This window comes from Microterricola viridarii, assembly GCF_001542775.1.
Taxonomy (GTDB): Bacteria; Actinomycetota; Actinomycetes; order Actinomycetales; family Microbacteriaceae; genus Microterricola; species Microterricola viridarii_A.
Genome location: NZ_CP014145.1, coordinates 2,433,297 through 2,450,684, shown reverse-complemented (window position 1 = coordinate 2,450,684; position 17,388 = coordinate 2,433,297). Strand labels below are relative to the sequence as shown.

At 64.1% G+C, this 17,388-nt stretch carries 10 protein-coding genes and 4 rRNA genes; 6 read left to right on the top strand and 8 right to left on the bottom strand.

Translation table 11 applies throughout. The annotated features are described in order from the left end of the window. Positions 1–33: 33 nt before the first annotated feature. From AWU67_RS11245 to AWU67_RS11210, 8 genes are all read right to left on the bottom strand, one after another. Positions 34–1,905 carry an ABC transporter permease subunit gene (locus tag AWU67_RS11245; protein WP_082716938.1) on the bottom strand — a complete coding sequence of 624 codons (1,872 nt, stop codon included), beginning with the start codon at positions 1,903–1,905 and terminating at the stop codon, positions 34–36. Next, positions 1,892–2,752, bottom strand: coding sequence for a branched-chain amino acid ABC transporter permease (locus AWU67_RS11240; protein WP_067228962.1), 861 nt, complete (start codon positions 2,750–2,752; stop codon positions 1,892–1,894). The genes AWU67_RS11245 and AWU67_RS11240 overlap by 14 nt, the downstream gene beginning before the upstream one ends. 163 nt (positions 2,753–2,915) lie before the next feature. Continuing rightward, a complete protein-coding gene (locus tag AWU67_RS11235) occupies positions 2,916–4,100 on the bottom strand; it encodes an ABC transporter substrate-binding protein (protein ID WP_067228959.1) in 1,185 nt (394 codons plus the stop codon). A gap of 194 nt (positions 4,101–4,294) precedes the next feature. Beyond that, entirely contained in the window at positions 4,295–4,687 is a 393-nt protein-coding gene (locus tag AWU67_RS11230; RefSeq protein WP_067228956.1) for a nuclear transport factor 2 family protein, read from the bottom strand. A 35-nt stretch (positions 4,688–4,722) separates the two neighbouring features. Continuing rightward, positions 4,723–5,523 (bottom strand): MoaF C-terminal domain-containing protein, encoded by an 801-nt coding sequence (locus tag AWU67_RS11225; protein WP_067228954.1) that lies wholly within the window; start codon positions 5,521–5,523, stop codon positions 4,723–4,725. A 63-nt stretch (positions 5,524–5,586) separates the two neighbouring features. Then, complete coding sequence (locus tag AWU67_RS11220) at positions 5,587–6,342, bottom strand: SDR family oxidoreductase (protein WP_067228950.1); 756 nt, start codon at positions 6,340–6,342, stop codon at positions 5,587–5,589. Next, entirely contained in the window at positions 6,339–7,487 is a 1,149-nt protein-coding gene (locus AWU67_RS11215) for a zinc-dependent alcohol dehydrogenase (protein ID WP_067228947.1), read from the bottom strand. Before AWU67_RS11215 ends, AWU67_RS11220 begins: the two co-directional genes overlap by 4 nt. A gap of 164 nt (positions 7,488–7,651) precedes the next feature. After that, positions 7,652–8,605, bottom strand: coding sequence for a helix-turn-helix domain-containing protein (locus tag AWU67_RS11210; RefSeq protein WP_067228944.1), 954 nt, complete (start codon positions 8,603–8,605; stop codon positions 7,652–7,654). Between the two features lie 806 nt (positions 8,606–9,411). On the opposite strand from AWU67_RS11210, the gene AWU67_RS11205 reads away from it, so the two are divergent. The 6 genes from AWU67_RS11205 (at position 9,412) to AWU67_RS11180 (ending at position 17,310) form a co-directional block, all read left to right on the top strand. After that, positions 9,412–10,939 (top strand): 16S ribosomal RNA (locus tag AWU67_RS11205). Positions 10,940–11,399: 460 nt separating this feature from the next. Further along, positions 11,400–14,515: ribosomal RNA gene (locus AWU67_RS11200) — 23S ribosomal RNA — on the top strand. A gap of 196 nt (positions 14,516–14,711) precedes the next feature. Further along, positions 14,712–14,828 (top strand): 5S ribosomal RNA (rrf, locus tag AWU67_RS11195). A 131-nt stretch (positions 14,829–14,959) separates the two neighbouring features. Then, a 5S ribosomal RNA gene (rrf, locus tag AWU67_RS11190) occupies positions 14,960–15,076 on the top strand. The 16S, 23S and 5S rRNA genes sit together here, the layout of an rRNA operon. A gap of 223 nt (positions 15,077–15,299) precedes the next feature. Beyond that, positions 15,300–16,673, top strand: a complete 1,374-nt coding sequence (locus tag AWU67_RS11185) for an MFS transporter (RefSeq protein ID WP_067228941.1) — start codon at positions 15,300–15,302, stop codon at positions 16,671–16,673. 43 nt (positions 16,674–16,716) lie between these two features. Next, complete coding sequence (locus AWU67_RS11180; RefSeq protein ID WP_067228938.1) at positions 16,717–17,310, top strand: hypothetical protein; 594 nt, start codon at positions 16,717–16,719, stop codon at positions 17,308–17,310. The last annotated feature ends 78 nt before the right edge of the window (positions 17,311–17,388 follow it).

The window sequence follows — 17,388 nt, the reverse complement described above, 5'->3', positions numbered from 1 at the left end:
TGGGTAGTGCGGTCACGGCGGGGTCGGGGCGCATCAGAGCATCTCCGTCTCGCCCATGTATGCCTTGATGACGGCCGGGTCGGCGAGCACGGTGGCCTGCGGGCCGCTGGCCAGCACCGTGCCGAAGTCGAGCACGGTGAGCGTCGAGCAGACGGAGCGCACGAGGTCGAGGTCGTGTTCGATGAGAACGATCGACATGTCGTAGCGCTCGGGAACCGCGCGGAGGCGACGGCCGAGCTCGACGTGCTCATCGTGCGAGAGGCCCGCGGCCGGCTCGTCGAGGATGAGCAGGCTCGGCCGCGCGAGCACGTTGGCGGCCACCTCGATGAGCCTGCGGGTGCCGACATCGACGCTGACCAGCCGGGTCGCGGCCTCCGGGCAGCCGAAGAAGTCCAACACCTCGGCGATCTCCGCGGCGCTCACCGAGCGGCGTGCGACGAAGCGCAGGTAGGCCTCGACAGAGAGCGACGGCGGAACGCGGTCCTGCTGGAACGTGCGGCGCAGCCCGATCCGGGCCCGGCGCACCGGGCTGAGGCCGGCCAGCGGCGTTCCGTTCAGCGTCACTGTGCCGGTGTGTTGCGGCAGAAAGCCGGAGATGGCGTCGACGAACGTCGACTTGCCCGCGCCGTTCGGGCCAATGAGGCCCATCACGGTGCGCGCGGGCACCTCGAGGCTCACGCCGTCGAGCGCCTTGAGCGTGCCGAAGGCGACGCCGAGGTCGCGCACGACCAGCACGGGCTTCCCGGGGGCCGAGGCGGGCGCGGGGAGCGTGACGCTGTCGGCGACCCGGCCCACACCCTCCGCCTCGGCAGCGTGCAGCGCGGCGGATGCGGCTGCCGCCCGCTCCCTGGCCGCGCTGTGTGCGGCGGCCGCCCGCTTGTCCGCCCTCTTCCACCAGAGGTTGCGGATGCCTTGGCCGAGGTTGCTGCCGCTCGTGAGCGCCTGCACGCCGAGCACACCGAAGATCACGAAACCCCAGTCCTGGGGCACGCCCCAGCGCTTCAGCAGTTCGGGCACCACGACCCAGAGCAGGCCGCCGAAGATCGCCATGTCGATCAGGTAGGCGCCGCTCATCACGGCCAGGATGTAGAGCGCGAGCGACTGGATCGGCGTGAAGCTCGACGCGAACGGCAGCTGCACCTGCCCGGCCAGCAGGCCGCCGGAGATGCCGCCGAGTGCGGCGCTCACGGCGAAGGCGGTCAGCTTGGCACTCTGAACGCTCTGCCCGACGGAGGCCGTGCCGCGCTCAGAGAAGGCGACGGCCTTCCAGCTCGAGCCCCAGCGCCCACGCTGCAGGAAGTAGACGAGCAGCGCGCAGGCGGTGAGCACGATGATGCTGAAAAAGAAGTAGGAGCGATCGCTGGCGAAGGCCTCTGGCCGCAGCACGGCGACGCCGTCCTTCGAGCCCGGGAACTGGATCTGCACGAGGGTGACGTCTGCCGCCGCGGCGAAGCCGAGGGTGACGACGGCGAGGTTCACCCCGCGCAGGCGCAGCGCGGGCAGCCCGACGAGGATCCCGACGAGTCCGGCGGCGACACCGCCGGCGAGCAGCCACACGATGAAGCCGCCCGGCGCCTCCATCACGTTCAGCAGCGAGACGATCCAGGCGCCGACCGCGGCGAAGGTGAGCTGGCAGAGCGCGATCATGCCCGCCGAGCCGGTGACGACGCCGAGGCCGAGGATGGCGATGGCGGCGGTGACCGCGCTGACGGCGAGGAAGACGAAGTAGCCGGAGAGGCCGACGCTCAGCAGGTAGCCGGCGAGCAGGCCGATGGCGGCGATCCCGAGCGGCAGCGCGGTGCGGCCGAGCGGGGTGCGCAGCCAGGGCCGGGCGGGCCCGACGGGGCGGCGGGCCGACGGGGTTGACTCGGTGTTGTTCAGCACGGGGGCATCAGCGCGCGGCATCCCACACCTCCTTGCGTTGGGTCCAGAGCAGCAGGATGACGATGAACAGGAACGGCAGGAAGTTGCGGATCAGTGACACCTCGCTGATCTGCGCGACCAGGCCGCTGAGCACCCCGAGCACGAGCCCGCCGACCACGGCGAGGTCGAGGCGGCGGAATCCGCCGAGCAGCGCGGCGGCGGCGGCCGGCACGATGAGCATCGACAGGCTGGTCGCGTCGTTCGACTGCGAGGGGGCGACGATGATGATGACGATCGCGCTGATCACGCCGGTCACGGCCCAGACGGCGATCGAGAGGGGCTTCGACGGGATGCCGATCAGCTCGGCCGTCGTCGGCCGCTCGGAGAGGGCCCGCAGCTGTGTTCCGACGCTGGTGCGGGCGAGCACGAGCTTGCAGGCGATCGCCACGACGATGGCCATCGACACGGTCGCGACCGTGACCTGGCTGATCACGACGCCGCCGATCTCGAAGGCCGGACCAGCGATGATCGGATTGAACGGCTGCGGCTTGTTGCCGAACAGGATGAAGCTCAGCGAGATGAGCAGCAGCAGCGGGCCGACCGTCATGGCCGAGCGCGTGGTGGTGTCGGCCTCGGCGAGCCAGGTGGCGACGATCCAGCCGATCAGTGCGCTGAGCAGGCCGCCGACGGCGACGCCGAGCAGGGCGCCGAGCCAGATCGGCAGGCCGATCTCGCTCACGAACCAGACGGCGACGAAGCCGCCGAACATTCCGGTGGCCGCCTGCGCGAAGTTCACGACGCGCACGAGGCGGCTCATCAGGGTGAGGCAGACGGCGAGCACGGCGTAGAGGCCGCCGGCCGCGAGCCCGGCTAGAGCGCCCTGCAACATGGCTGCACCCCTTCTGCCTGGTGACGGATGGTGTCGATCACGGTGGTGCCTTTCGTGGGGCCGCCTGGGCGGGGCCGGATGCCGAGATGCTGCCGGGGTGGGACTGTGGCGCCCCGCCCCGGCAGCTGAGCTGCTGTGTTGCTGTGCTGTGCTGTGCTGCGCGCTACTGCGGGATGCGCAGCCAGTCGTCGCCGTTCAGCTCCCACTTGTTGGTGCCACTCATGAGCTTGATCGGCCAGCCGGCGACCTGGTCGGCGTGGGTCTCCGCGGTGCCGAAGACCCACGGCGTGCCCGACATGGGGTTGGCGATCGGCTGCATGTCGTGCAGCGCCTTCGTCACCGATTCCCGGGTGATGTCTCCGTCGATGCCCTTCAGCACCTCGACGAAGTAGGTGGCGGCGAGGTACCCGCCCTGGCTGAACGCGGTGAGCGGGATGTCGTTCTTCGCCATCAGCGCCTGCCAGTCCGCCGTGATCTCGTTCGCCTCGGTGAACGGGTAGAACTCGGCCGGCACGTAGATGCCGGCTCCGGCGTCGTTGATGGCCTTGGCGAAGTTGTCGCTGTAGACGCTCGTGAGGTAGAGCCAGGTCACGTCGTCCCAGCCCTGGGCGTTCGCGGCCTTCACCTGGCCGATGGCATCGGGCTCGACCGGGTTGATGGCGAGCGCCTTGCAGCCGGCGTCCTTGGCCTTGACGATGTACGGCGTGTAGTCGCTGGCCCCGTAGGGAACCGTGTCGTCGACGTAGATCGGCTTCTTGCCGGTGATCTCGGTCCACCGGTCGATCGCGGCCTGGTAGGTGGGCCGCGTGCTGCCGGCGATCTCGAGCAGCACACAGATGTTGTCGAGCTTCAGAGTCTCGGAGCCGTAGAGCAGCGTGAGCGTCATGTCGTTGAACGGTCCGACATTGGCCGGCGCGATGTTCGGGGTGTTGAAGCAGCCCGTGTCGACGCCGATGCCGGGGATCGAGAGGATGCTCTCCTGCGAGTAGTAGCCCTGGTTGATCTCACACTCGAGCAGGCTGGCGCCGCCGACGAGGGCGACGACCTCGTCGCTGCCGACGAGCTCGCGGGCCGAGGCGGTCGCCGTGGCCGGGTCGCCCTTGTCGTCGAGCGCCTTGTACTCGATCTGGTGGCCGTTGACCCCGCCCTCGGCGTTGACGGCATCGAACACGGCCGCTGCGGCTTGGGAGGCCTCCGGGAACGTTGCAGGGCCGCTGATGGTGTTGACGGAGCCGATCTTGATGGGGGCACCCTCGCCACCACCGCTGTCGGCCGCGCCTGCGCATCCGCTCAGGACGAGCAGGGTGGCGGCCGCAATGGCCACCGTTCCTGTGAGCTGTCTTTTCATCGTGTGTGCCTACCTCTCGGGTGTGCACGACGACCACGTCGTCGTGGTTGCTGTGGCCGCAGTGGCCTCTGATGGATGGTGCGGAGAATGTGATTAGACGCTAGGACGCGTCCCAGTCGCGCTGTTGTCGCCGGGGGAACAGTCCTTGTCTCTGCGGGAACGGGGAGCGTCGGCATCCGTGCCAGCACCGGGCATCAGCCCGCCCGGATCGCCCGGTTGACGAGCTCGGTGTCGGTGAACTGCTCGAAGGCGACGACCTCGCCGTCGGCGAGCCGCCAGATGTGCGCGACCCGCGCCGCGAAGAACTGACCGGTGGCCTTGTACGTGCCCGAGTAGGTGCCGACGCCGATCACGGCGTCGCCGGCGTCGAGCACCTCGTCGATGGCCACGGTGTAGTCGTCCCAGTCCTCCTGGATGCGGGCGAAGACGTTGGCGGCGACGGCGTCCGGGCCGACGTAGGTTCCCGCGTACGGGAATCCGGCGGCCTCCGTCCAGCGCACCGCGGGGTGGAACGGCGCGGTCATTCCCGCCAGGTCGCCCCGATCGGATGCCGCGTAGTGCTCACGGATGATGTCTGCGTTGCTCATGCTGCTGCCTTTCACTGCGTCAGTTTCAGGGTGGGTCAGACGGGCTGGGCGTCGGGGTAGGCGACGCTGCCGAGCGGGTAGATGTGCCCGCCGCCGCGGGAGTGCTCGGATTCGCCCGCACCGTTCAGCCCGAGGAAGACCCCCGTCGTCATCAGCTGGTAGCCGAGGTCGTGCAGCCAGACGCTGGCGACGGCGATGCGGAACTCACGGAAGCAGAACAGGTAGAGCCCGTCGTCGAACTTCCACACGGTGGAGAGGTCCATGTCGCCGTGACCGCGCTGCACGCCCTCGAGGCACTGCCAGGCGTAGCGCTGGCTCGACACGTAGACGTGCTCGTAGAGGTGCTCCGGGCTGTACCGGTAGATGTTGCGCTTGCCGATGAGGTCGCGCGACGGCCCGGGCACCTCACCGCTCGGGGTGCCCCCGTCTGTCACCGCCGACCAGAAGCTCTGGCTCACGCGCGGGGCGGCCTCGACTTCCTCCTCGCCGATCTGCGAGTGGGTGACGACGGCGCGGTGGGTCGTCGTCGAGTACACGATCGTGAGCGATTCGCGCTCCCTGCTGCTGAGCGGCAGATTGACGAAGACCACGTTCTCGCGCACGGCGACGGCGTCGTACGGGTCGATGCTCTCGGTGGCGCTGAGGGTGCCGTCCGCGCTCCACCGCACCGTGTCGGTGCCGAAGTCGAGTGCGAGCGTCCCGCCGTCATCCAGCGTGAGGCGGATCGAGGAGCCGTCCAGCGACACGTTGGGCAGCCGGAAGGTGTCGATGCCGGCGGCGAACTCGTCGTAACTGCGCCATTCGTCGAGCGCCGGGTCCGTGGTGGTGTCGGTCATGGGGTGTCCTTTCATGGTGCTTCGGTGGGAGGGGGCGGTGCGGTGCGGCTCAGAACCGGCCAGTCAGCGCAGGCTGTAGCCGCCGTCGATCAGCAGCTCGGTGCCGTGGCAGTAGCCGGCGGCATCCGACAGCAGGTAGAGCACGCCGGCCGCGATCTCCTCGATGCGGGCGAAGCGGCCGGGGACCGTCTGCGGTAGCCAGGCCGGGTGCATGGCGGCGTCCGCCTCGAGGAACGGGGTGGCGACGTAACCGGGGGAGACCGCGTTGACGCGCACCCCGCGCCCGCCCCACTCGACGGCCAGCGTGCGCGTGAGCGCCGTGACGCCGGCCTTCGCCGTGTTGTACGCGACGGTGTGCTGGGGCACGTTGACGACATGGTTGCCCGACATCGAGGCGATGGCGACCATGCTGCCGCTGCCGGCGGCGAGCATCGCGGGGGCGAATCCCTGCAGGGTGAGGAAGACGCCGCGCAGGTTGACGGCCATCACAGCGTCGAACTCGCCGATCGGCAGCAGCTCGGCTGGGGTGTCCGAGCCGCGGATGCCGGCGTTCGCGACGACATGGTCGATGCGACCGCCGGTGGCGTGAAGCAGGGCGGCGGTGGCGTCGGCGACGGATGCCGCATCGCTCACGTCGCAGGGGATCCGCTCGACGGCGTTGCCCTGTGCGTCCGGCGCCGTCGCGGCGATCGCGCCCGCCAGATCCAGGCCGAACACACGGGCGCCCTCGGCGAGCAGCGCCTCCGCGATGCCCAGCCCGATGCCGCTGGAACTGCCGCTGACGACGGCGACGCGCCCGGCGAAGCGGCCGCCGCTCACGCCGCGCGCCCGTCGAGCGGGGCTGGGCGGCGCAGCCCCGGCTCGAGCACGGCCTTGATCACGCCGGCCTCACGCGCGGCGATCGTGGCGAAGGCCTCCGCCGTCTGCTCGAGCGCGAAGCGGTGGGTCACCAGCTCGGTGAACGGGAACTCGTTCCTGCCGAGCAGCGCGATGGCGGGCTCGAAGCCGCCGGCCGAGAGAAAGGACGGCAGCAGGTCGATCTCCCGGGTCAGCAGCTCCTCGTCCGCCCGGAACGTGACGGCGACGTTCGCCCCGCAGGCCCCGGCGAGCACGACCCGCCCGCCGCGCCGCGCCAACTGCACGGCCTGCTGCTGGGCGGCGGCAACGCCGGCGATCTCGATGACGACGTCGGCCAGCCCGCCGAGCTCGGCCCGCACGGCTGCCACGGCATCCGTCTCCCGGGTGTTCACGACGGCGTCGGCACCGAAGCGCCGGGCCAGCTCGAGCCGGCTGTCGCGGGTGCCGGCGACGATCACGCGGCCGGCTCCTGCTGCACGCGCAGCGGCCGCCGCCAGCAGGCCGACGGGCCCGGGGCCGATGATCACGACGCTCTCGCCGGGGCTCAGCCGGGCGCGCTGGATGGTGCGGTAGGCGACGGCGAGCGGCTCGACCAACACCGCGCGCTCCCACGGCATGGCGTCGGGGAGCCGGTGCGTCGTCGCCTCTGCCGGCACGTGTAGGTACTCGGAGTAGCCGCCCCAGAGTCCGGGTTCGACGGTGCGCGGAATGTTCACTCCGTACTGGCGGCCGCGCTCGAGTCCGAGCGCCATGTCGTCCGCCTCGCAGAGGTTGTAACGGCCCTCGCGGCAGCGCGCGCAGCTGCGGCACGGCAGCAGCATCTCGACCGCAACGTGGTCGCCGACCGCGAGGCCACGGCTGCGCGCCGCCGCCGGCCCGATGGCGGCCACCTCGCCGACGAACTCGTGCCCGGGCACGAGCGGGAACGGGTCGCCGATGTGGCCGGCAAGCAGGTGCAGGTCGGTTGCGCAGATGCCGACCAACGCCACGCGCAGGAGCACGTCGTCGTCGCCGGTCGGCGGAACGGGGCTGTCGGAGACCGCCATGGCGTCGCGCTCGGTGAACACGAGCTGGCGGGAGGTGGTGGGGAGGGTCGACTCTGACATGGCAGCTCCGTGAGGTCACGCCCGGCCTCATCGCCGGGGCTTCAGCCGCGGGCTCGCCGCGGTGCTCTCACGTTGCCGTGTGTGTGGGCACGGCTCAAGGGTCCCGGCGGCTTCATGCCGCCAAGGTCAAAGCCCGTTCCGCGGGCGACAAGTGGTGCAGGCGCTCAGGCGCCGGCCGCCGCCCGGGCCCGCAGCTCGCTGGGGGCGACGCCGTACGCGGCCTTGAACACCCGGCTGAAGTGCGCGGCATCGACGAAACCCCAGCGCGAGGCGACGGCCGCGACCGGGCGGTGGGCGTAGACCGGGTTCAGCAGGTCGCGTCGGCAGCGCTCAAGCCGGCGGGTCCGGATCCAGGTGGAGACGGTCGTGCCCTCCGCCTGGAACAGGCCGTGCAGGTGCCGCGTCGAGATGAAGTGTGCCGCGGCGATCTGGTTCGGCCCGAGGTCTGTTGAGGCGAGGTTCGCGTCGATGTAGCTCCGCACTCGCTGCATGAGCGCCTGGTGCGGGTTCGCCGAGCCGCGCTCGAGGTCGAGCTCGCTGGAGAACATGGTGGTGACCAGGTCGAGCGCGCTGTGCACGAGTCGGGTGCCGGTCGCGCCGCCCAGCTGGTCGAGGTTGCCGACGAGCTGCGAGAGGAACGGCACGATCATCCGACCGACGCCCTCGCTGCCCGACATCCGCACGGCCGTCAGCTGCCCGACGACGTCCGACGGCAGATCGATCAGGTGCTTGGGGAACATGACAACCATGGTGCGGAAGTCATCGTCGAAGACCAGCGAGTACGGCCGGTTGGTGTCGTAGACGGCCACGTCACCGGGCAGCAGGATCGCCTCGCGGTTGTCCTGGATGAGCAGCCCGGTGCCAGAGAGCTGGAGGCTCAGCTTGAAGTAGTGCCGGTCGCCGCGGGCGATCAGCTCCGGGGTGCGCTCGACGGTGTGCTCACCGGCGTTGACCTCGCTTACATGGATGTCGTCGACATCGGTGGAGCGGATGCGGCCGCGGAAGGGGTCCGGACGCTCGCTCGTCACGTGCAATGGCACGAAAGACTCGGAGACGGCCGTGCGGAACTCGCTGAAGTCGCGGGCGATGGCGGTCGTCACGCGCGAGCTGCGCGGCATGGCCGGGGAAGACTCATCAGCGCGGGGGAGGAAAATGCTGTCGGCAACGGTGCACCACCTTGGTTCTCTCGGGAATCGTTACTGCGTTGTGGACGATCCGTGACAGGGAGCCTACAGCAGCGGGTTGGTGGCCCGGCCGATGGCACATCTGTTGTACGAAATGATATTTGATCGCTCGGCTTTGTCCACCGGGCAGCGCAGGGAGCCCGCCCTGGCTGCGCGAAACCGTCGACACGCCCGGCCTTCTGGCCGCTTTGCGCGGTGCCTGACCCGCCCGTATTGTTATCTCTTGTCGCCGCAACAGCGGGAAGCGAAACAGCTTCTCGGCTCACCGCGGTGGCAGCTTTCCCAGCCAAATATCGTGTGTCTGCGCATTTTGCGTTTGACCGGTTTCATGCCTAGGATTGCTTCTTGCCTCTCCAGCTCCCCGCTTCGGGTTCGAGTCTCCACTTCGCAGGTTTTCCTGCCAGCAGTGTTTGATTCGCTCGGTTTTGCGGGGAAGCGAGAGTCTGGTAAGTTAGACAAGTTGCCTCGGAGCGACACCCGCTGAAACGGCGGGGAGAATCCGGGTGCATCCGATCCTTGAGAACTCAACAGCGTGCACAATGTCAAATGCCAAAAACCCCAGATCACTTCGGTGATTGGGATTCCTTTGGAAAACATTTAAACAACAAAGCAAGTCAGTAATGATTTGTTCTGTCAGTTTCAAACTTGCTGAGATGTCCGCCTTTTTCCGGTGGTTTCGAAGCGCAAAATGTGACGCCAGCTGCTCTGCTTGTCAGAAGCGTTGGTTAGTCGTATAAACATTTACGGAGAGTTTGATCCTGGCTCAGGACGAACGCTGGCGGCGTGCTTAACACATGCAAGTCGAACGATGAAGCTGGGTGCTTGCACCTGGTGGATTAGTGGCGAACGGGTGAGTAACACGTGAGTAACCTGCCCTTGACTCTGGGATAAGCGTTGGAAACGACGTCTAATACCGGATACGACCTTCGGAGGCATCTCCTGGGGGTGGAAAGAATTTCGGTCAAGGATGGACTCGCGGCCTATCAGCTAGTTGGTGAGGTAATGGCTCACCAAGGCGACGACGGGTAGCCGGCCTGAGAGGGTGACCGGCCACACTGGGACTGAGACACGGCCCAGACTCCTACGGGAGGCAGCAGTGGGGAATATTGCACAATGGGCGAAAGCCTGATGCAGCAACGCCGCGTGAGGGATGACGGCCTTCGGGTTGTAAACCTCTTTTAGTAGGGAAGAAGCGAAAGTGACGGTACCTGCAGAAAAAGCACCGGCTAACTACGTGCCAGCAGCCGCGGTAATACGTAGGGTGCAAGCGTTGTCCGGAATTATTGGGCGTAAAGAGCTCGTAGGCGGTTTGTCGCGTCTGCTGTGAAATCTGGGGGCTCAACCCCCAGCCTGCAGTGGGTACGGGCAGACTAGAGTGCGGTAGGGGAGATTGGAATTCCTGGTGTAGCGGTGGAATGCGCAGATATCAGGAGGAACACCGATGGCGAAGGCAGATCTCTGGGCCGTAACTGACGCTGAGGAGCGAAAGCATGGGGAGCGAACAGGATTAGATACCCTGGTAGTCCATGCCGTAAACGTTGGGAACTAGATGTGGGGGCCATTCCACGGTCTCCGTGTCGCAGCTAACGCATTAAGTTCCCCGCCTGGGGAGTACGGCCGCAAGGCTAAAACTCAAAGGAATTGACGGGGGCCCGCACAAGCGGCGGAGCATGCGGATTAATTCGATGCAACGCGAAGAACCTTACCAAGACTTGACATATACGAGAACGGGCCAGAAATGGTCAACTCTTTGGACACTCGTAAACAGGTGGTGCATGGTTGTCGTCAGCTCGTGTCGTGAGATGTTGGGTTAAGTCCCGCAACGAGCGCAACCCTCGTCCTATGTTGCCAGCACGTAATGGTGGGAACTCATGGGATACTGCCGGGGTCAACTCGGAGGAAGGTGGGGATGACGTCAAATCATCATGCCCCTTATGTCTTGGGCTTCACGCATGCTACAATGGCCGGTACAAAGGGCTGCAATACCGCAAGGTGGAGCGAATCCCAAAAAGCCGGTCTCAGTTCGGATTGAGGTCTGCAACTCGACCTCATGAAGTCGGAGTCGCTAGTAATCGCAGATCAGCAACGCTGCGGTGAATACGTTCCCGGGCCTTGTACACACCGCCCGTCAAGTCATGAAAGTCGGTAACACCCGAAGCCGGTGGCCCAACCCCTTGTGGGAGGGAGCTGTCGAAGGTGGGATCGGTGATTAGGACTAAGTCGTAACAAGGTAGCCGTACCGGAAGGTGCGGCTGGATCACCTCCTTTCTAAGGAGCACGTGCAGTCCGCCTCTGTATACAGGGCGATCAGATACTGCCAGCCATTACGGGAACACATGTTTCCCGGTGGCGCTCATGGGTGGAACATTGACATTGCAACAACGCGACGCTCGTCGGTTTTAGTACGTCACTTCGGTGAAAGGAACAGGCTGGTTGGTTGAGGGTTGTTGGAGCACGCTGTTGGGTCCTGAAGGACCGGGTCACGTTTTGACGTGGACGACCTTCTGGACTTCGGTCAACATCGGCATAGGCGTAAGCCGGCTGGTGTTGGGGGAGTACCGCCCGTACTTTGAGAACTACACAGTGGACGCGAGCATCTTAGATTGATACTTCGGTATCAATCACAAAGATTTTTAGGACAACAACTTTGGTTGTTGTTCGACTAATCATTGGTCAATTTCGCACAATGCCTTCGGGTGTTGTGCACGATCGATTCAAACTCATGTGATTTCAAGATTCTAAGAGCAAACGGTGAATGCCTTGGCATGTAGAGCCGAAGAAGGACGTAGTAATCTGCGATAAGCCTCGGGGAGTTGATAAACGAACCGTGATCCGAGGATTTCCGAATGGGGAAACCCCGCCAGGTGCTTTCGGGCAACCTGGTGACTCCCGCCTGAATATATAGGGCGGGTAGAGGGAACGTGGGGAAGTGAAACATCTCAGTACCCACAGGAAGAGAAAACAATAGTGATTCCGTTAGTAGTGGCGAGCGAACCCGGAAGAGGCTAAACCGATCATGTGTGATAGCCGGCAGGCGTTGCATGGTCGGGGTTGCGGGACTTTTCTGCTGCTTCTGCCGAACAGTGAGCGTTACAAAGGAATATAGACGAATGCGTTTGAAAGCGCAGCCATAGACGGTGCCAGCCCGGTAGTCGAAATGTTCCAATGGCGCGAAGAGTATCCCAAGTAGCACGGGGCCCGAGAAATCCCGTGTGAATCTGTCAGGACCACCTGATAAGCCTAAATACTCCTACATGACCGATAGTGAACAAGTACCGTGAGGGAAAGGTGAAAAGTACCCCGGGAGGGGAGTGAAATAGTACCTGAAACCGTTTGCTTACAAACCGTTGGAGCCAGTCTGATTCTGGTGACAGCGTGCCTTTTGAAGAATGAGCCTGCGAGTTAGTGATCAGTGGCGAGCTTAACCCGTGAGGGGAATGCGTAGCGAAAGCGAGTCTTAATAGGGCGAATGAGTCGCTGGTCCTAGACCCGAAGCGAAGTGATCTATCCATGGCCAGGTTGAAGCGCGTGTAAGAGCGCGTGGAGGACCGAACCCACTTAGGTTGAAAACTGAGGGGATGAGCTGTGGATAGGGGTGAAAGGCCAATCAAACTTCGTGATAGCTGGTTCTCTCCGAAATGCATTTAGGTGCAGCGTTGCGTGTTTCTTGCCGGAGGTAGAGCTACTGGATAGCCGATGGGCCCTACAAGGTTACTGACGTTAGCCAAACTCCGAATGCCGGTAAGTGAGAGCGCAGCAGTGAGACAGTGGGGGATAAGCTTCATTGTCGAGAGGGAAACAACCCAGACCACCAACTAAGGTCCCAAAGCGCGTGCTAAGTGGGAAAGGATGTGGAGTTGCACAGACAACCAGGAGGTTGGCTTAGAAGCAGCCACCCTTGAAAGAGTGCGTAATAGCTCACTGGTCAAGTGATTCCGCGCCGACAATGTAACGGGGCTCAAGCACGCCACCGAAGTTGTGGCATTGATATTTTTGGTAGGCCTTCGTGGTCCAGCCGTATTGATGGGTAGGAGAGCGTCGTGTGGCCAGTGAAGCGGCGGTGTAAACCAGCCGTGGAGGCCACACGAGTGAGAATGCAGGCATGAGTAGCGAAAGACGGGTGAGAAACCCGTCCTCCGGAAGACCAAGGTTTCCAGGGTCAAGCTAATCTTCCCTGGGTAAGTCGGGACCTAAGGCGAGGCCGACAGGCGTAGTCGATGGACAACGGGTAGATATTCCCGTACCGCAGAAGAACCGCCCAAGCTAATCCAGTGATGCTAAGTGTCTGAATCCCCGTGACGGATCCCTTCGGGGTGATGCGTGTGGGCCTAGCACACGACCCTATGCTGGTGCGGTTAGCGTATTAACAGGTGTGACGCAGGAAGGTAGCCGAGCCGGGCGATGGTTGACCCGGTCTAAGAATGTAGGCCGAGAGATAGGCAAATCCGTCTCTCATATAAGGCTGAGACTCGATGGGTAGACGTAAGTCGAAATCGGTGATCCTATGCTGCCAAGAAAAGCATCGACGCGAGGTTCAATGTGCCCGTACCCCAAACCGACTCAGGTGGTCAGGTAGAGAATACTAAGGAGATCGAGAGAATCGTGGTTAAGGAACTCGGCAAAATGCCCCCGTAACTTCGGGAGAAGGGGGGCCTGATGGGTGAAGGGATTTACTCCTGGAGCTTTTGAAGGCCGCAGAGACCAGTGGGAAGCGACTGTTTACTAAAAACACAGGTCCGTGCTAAGTCGCAAGACGATGTATACGGACTGACGCCTGCCCGGTGCTGGAAGGTTAAGAGGAACGGTTAGCGTAAGCGAAGCTGAGAATTTAAGCCCCAGTAAACGGCGGTGGTAACTATAACCATCCTAAGGTAGCGAAATTCCTTGTCGGGTAAGTTCCGACCTGCACGAATGGCGTAACGACTTCCCAGCTGTCTCAACCGCGAACTCGGCGAAATTGCACTACGAGTAAAGATGCTCGTTACGCGCAGCAGGACGGAAAGACCCCGTGACCTTTACTACAGCTTGGTATTGGTGTTCGGTGTGACTTGTGTAGGATAGGTGGGAGACTGTGAAGCTCGGACGCTAGTTCGGGTGGAGTCATTGTTGAAATACCACTCTGGTCACTCTGGACATCTAACTTCGAACCGTAATCCGGTTCAGGGACAGTGCCTGGTGGGTAGTTTAACTGGGGCGGTTGCCTCCTAAAATGTAACGGAGGCGCCCAAAGGTTCCCTCAACCTGGTTGGCAATCAGGTGTCGAGTGTAAGTGCACAAGGGAGCTTGACTGTGAGACTGACAAGTCGAGCAGGGACGAAAGTCGGGACTAGTGATCCGGCAGTGGCTTGTGGAAGCGCTGTCGCTCAACGGATAAAAGGTACCTCGGGGATAACAGGCTGATCTTGCCCAAGAGTCCATATCGACGGCATGGTTTGGCACCTCGATGTCGGCTCGTCGCATCCTGGGGCTGGAGTAGGTCCCAAGGGTTGGGCTGTTCGCCCATTAAAGCGGTACGCGAGCTGGGTTTAGAACGTCGTGAGACAGTTCGGTCCCTATCCGCTGCGCGCGCAGGAAATTTGAGAGGATCTGACCCTAGTACGAGAGGACCGGGTTGGACGAACCTCTGGTGTGTCAGTTGTTCCGCCAGGAGCACCGCTGATTAGCTACGTTCGGAATGGATAACCGCTGAAAGCATCTAAGCGGGAAGCCGGCCTCGAGATGAGATTTCCATCCCTTTTAGGGGAGAGGCTCCCAGTAGACGACTGGGTTGATAGGCTGGATGTGGAAGCGAGGACTAAAGACTCGTGGAGCTGACCAGTACTAATAAGCCGATATCTTGAAAAACACTACACACACACCGTTGTAAGGCTGGTGTGTGTGGCACGGAGAAAGTCCGTGAGAAGCTTGCGTCCACTATGTGGTTCTCGATGTACGGTCGAGAACAACGCCCCGTGTCCAAGGACACGTGGCACAACAATTCAATAAGCATTGAATGTTGAAATGACTTGACGGCCCCGTAAGGGTGCCCATCACCAGTTGTTTCGGCGGCCATAGCGAGAGGGAAACGCCCGGTCACATTCCGAACCCGGAAGCTAAGACTCTCTGCGCCGATGGTACTGCAGGGGGGACCCTGTGGGAGAGTAGGTCACCGCCGGACTTAACTTAGAAACACCAAGAAAGCCACCCCTCCGGGGGTGGCTTTCTTGCGTTAACGCTTCGCCCGTTCAGAGTGGTCAACGAGGCCCCAAACGGCGCGTATGCTTAAGACATATCAACACTATGAGCTGTTTCGGTGGCCATAGCGAGAGGGAAACGCCCGGTCACATTCCGAACCCGGAAGCTAAGACTCTCAGCGCCGATGGTACTGCAGGGGGGACCCTGTGGGAGAGTAGGACACCGCCGGACTTATCTTTCAGAGAAAGCCACCCAGAACTGTGAAAACAGGAACGGGTGGCTTTCTTTGGTTAAGCCGCCGGTGGGGCCCCTCCGGTTACGTATCTGAAATTGTATATGATACCGTCGTCTTCATCGAAGTGCCCTGCTTGGGTCACTCCGGCGCGTGAAGGTGGCGCCTGCGGGTGAGGTAGCCCCGCTTCGCAGACCACACCTGGGACGAAGGAGTCTTCACTTGTCAACTGCACTGTCCGAGCGTCCGGCCACCAAGCAGCGGGAGCTGCGGCGGGTCGCTTTCGCCACCGTCATCGGCACCACCATCGAGTGGTACGACTTCTTCCTCTACGCGAGCGCAGCCGGCCTCGTCTTCGCACACCTGTTCTTCGCGCCGGCCGGCCCGCAGATCGCCATCCTGCTCTCGTTCGCCTCCGTCGGCGTCAGCTTCCTGTTCCGCCCGTTCGGCGCGTTCCTGGCCGGCCACTTCGGCGACAAGATCGGCCGCAAGGCCATGCTCGTCATCACGCTGATCCTGATGGGCACGTCGACCATGCTCATCGGCTTCCTGCCGACCTACGAGCAGATCGGCGTCGCCGCGCCGATCATGCTCATGCTCCTGCGCATTCTGCAGGGCCTCTCCACCGGTGGTGAGTGGGGCGGCGCCGTGCTGATGGCCGTTGAGCACGCCCCTGACGGCCAGCGTGGCCGCATGGGCGCGTTCCCCCAGATCGGTGTCCCGCTCGGTCTCCTGCTGGCCTCCGGCATCCTGGCCCTGATGACGGGCGTCGTCTCGCCCGGTGACGCGTTCCTCGAGTGGGGCTGGCGGCTTCCGTTCCTGCTCAGCTTCGTCCTGGTCGTCGTCGGCATCGTCGTGCGTCGCACGGTCGAGGAGAGCCCCGTCTTCACCGAGATCGCCGCGCGCAAGGAGCAGACCAAGACGCCGATCCTGGTGCTCTTCAAGAAGCACTGGCTGCTCGTGATCCTCGCGGCGCTCACCTTCGCCGGCAACAACGCGGCTGGCTACATGACCACGGGCGGCTACCTGCAGAACTACGCGACGACCCCGCTCGAAGAAGGCGGGCTCGTCGGCATGGAACGCACCCCGGTGCTGCTCGCCGTCACCGGCTCCGCCGTGGTCTGGCTGATCTTCACCTGGATCGCCGGAAACATCTCCGACAAAATCGGGCGCCGGAACACCTACATCATCGGCTGGATCGTCTTCCTCGCCACGGTGTTCCTGCTCTTCCCGCTGGTCAACACCGGCAACGTCTGGTTGGTCTTCCTCGGCCTCGCGCTCTTCACGATCGGAAACGGCCTCACCTACGGCCAGCAGGCCGCGTACTTCACCGAGCTGTTCCCGGCCTCGATCCGCTATTCCGGCGTCTCGATCACCTACGCGCTCGGTGCGATCCTCGGCGGCGCATTCGCCCCGATGATCAGCACCTGGCTGGTGCAGACCACCGGCTCGGCCACCTCGGTCGCCTTCTACATTGCCGGTATGGTCGTCGTCGCGTTCATCGCGACGCTGCTTCTGCGTGACCGCACCGGCATCCCGCTCGGACCGGACCACGAGGCGGAGCAGTCGGTGGGTCAGATCTACGGGATGAAGTAGCAACAGCCCGCTCTGCCCACCGCTATCGAGCAAGGGAGTCGTGATGCTCACAACGGTCTGTCTCTCTGGCGCGTTGCTGCTCACCGCGGTGAGCCTCGGCTGCCTCAGCGCGCCGAGCGGCCGCCATCGGCGCTCGTGGCGGGTACTCCCCGCCGCGGCGCTGATGGCCGTCTCGACGGTCGCGATGATGGCGCCCGTGCTCGTGCCTGCGCTGCCGGCCGGCAGTGCAGGGTGGCCGATCGGCTGGGCGGCCGTTATGTTGTGCGCCGCTCTGCTCGCGCTGTTGAACCGCCGGCGCCGGCCCGAGTCGGCCATGACCGCCGCGAGCTCGATGGTCATGGCGCTCATGTGGCTGGCGATGGGCGCGGCCGAGGCCACGACCTCGTCCGCGTCCGGCGTGGACGGGCCGGTCTCTGGCCACCTGCACGCGGGGGCGGCCGCTGCGCCGTTCGCGCTGCTCCTCGGGGTTGTCGCGGTGCTGTCGGCCGCACTGCTCACCGCGCTGGCGGTGCACACGTGCTGGCACCAGCGCGAGGCTGCCCGCGGCATCCGCCTGGCCAGCCTGCACCACCCCACCATGGCCCTGGGGATGGTGCTGATGGGGCTCGGCATGAGCGCACCGGCCGTGCTCGGCTGACCAGGCGTGACGCCGGGCGCAGTGAACTTGCCCGATGGCGCGCGAATCCGGCGAGGGCCTCGCCAAAAGCGGTATCCG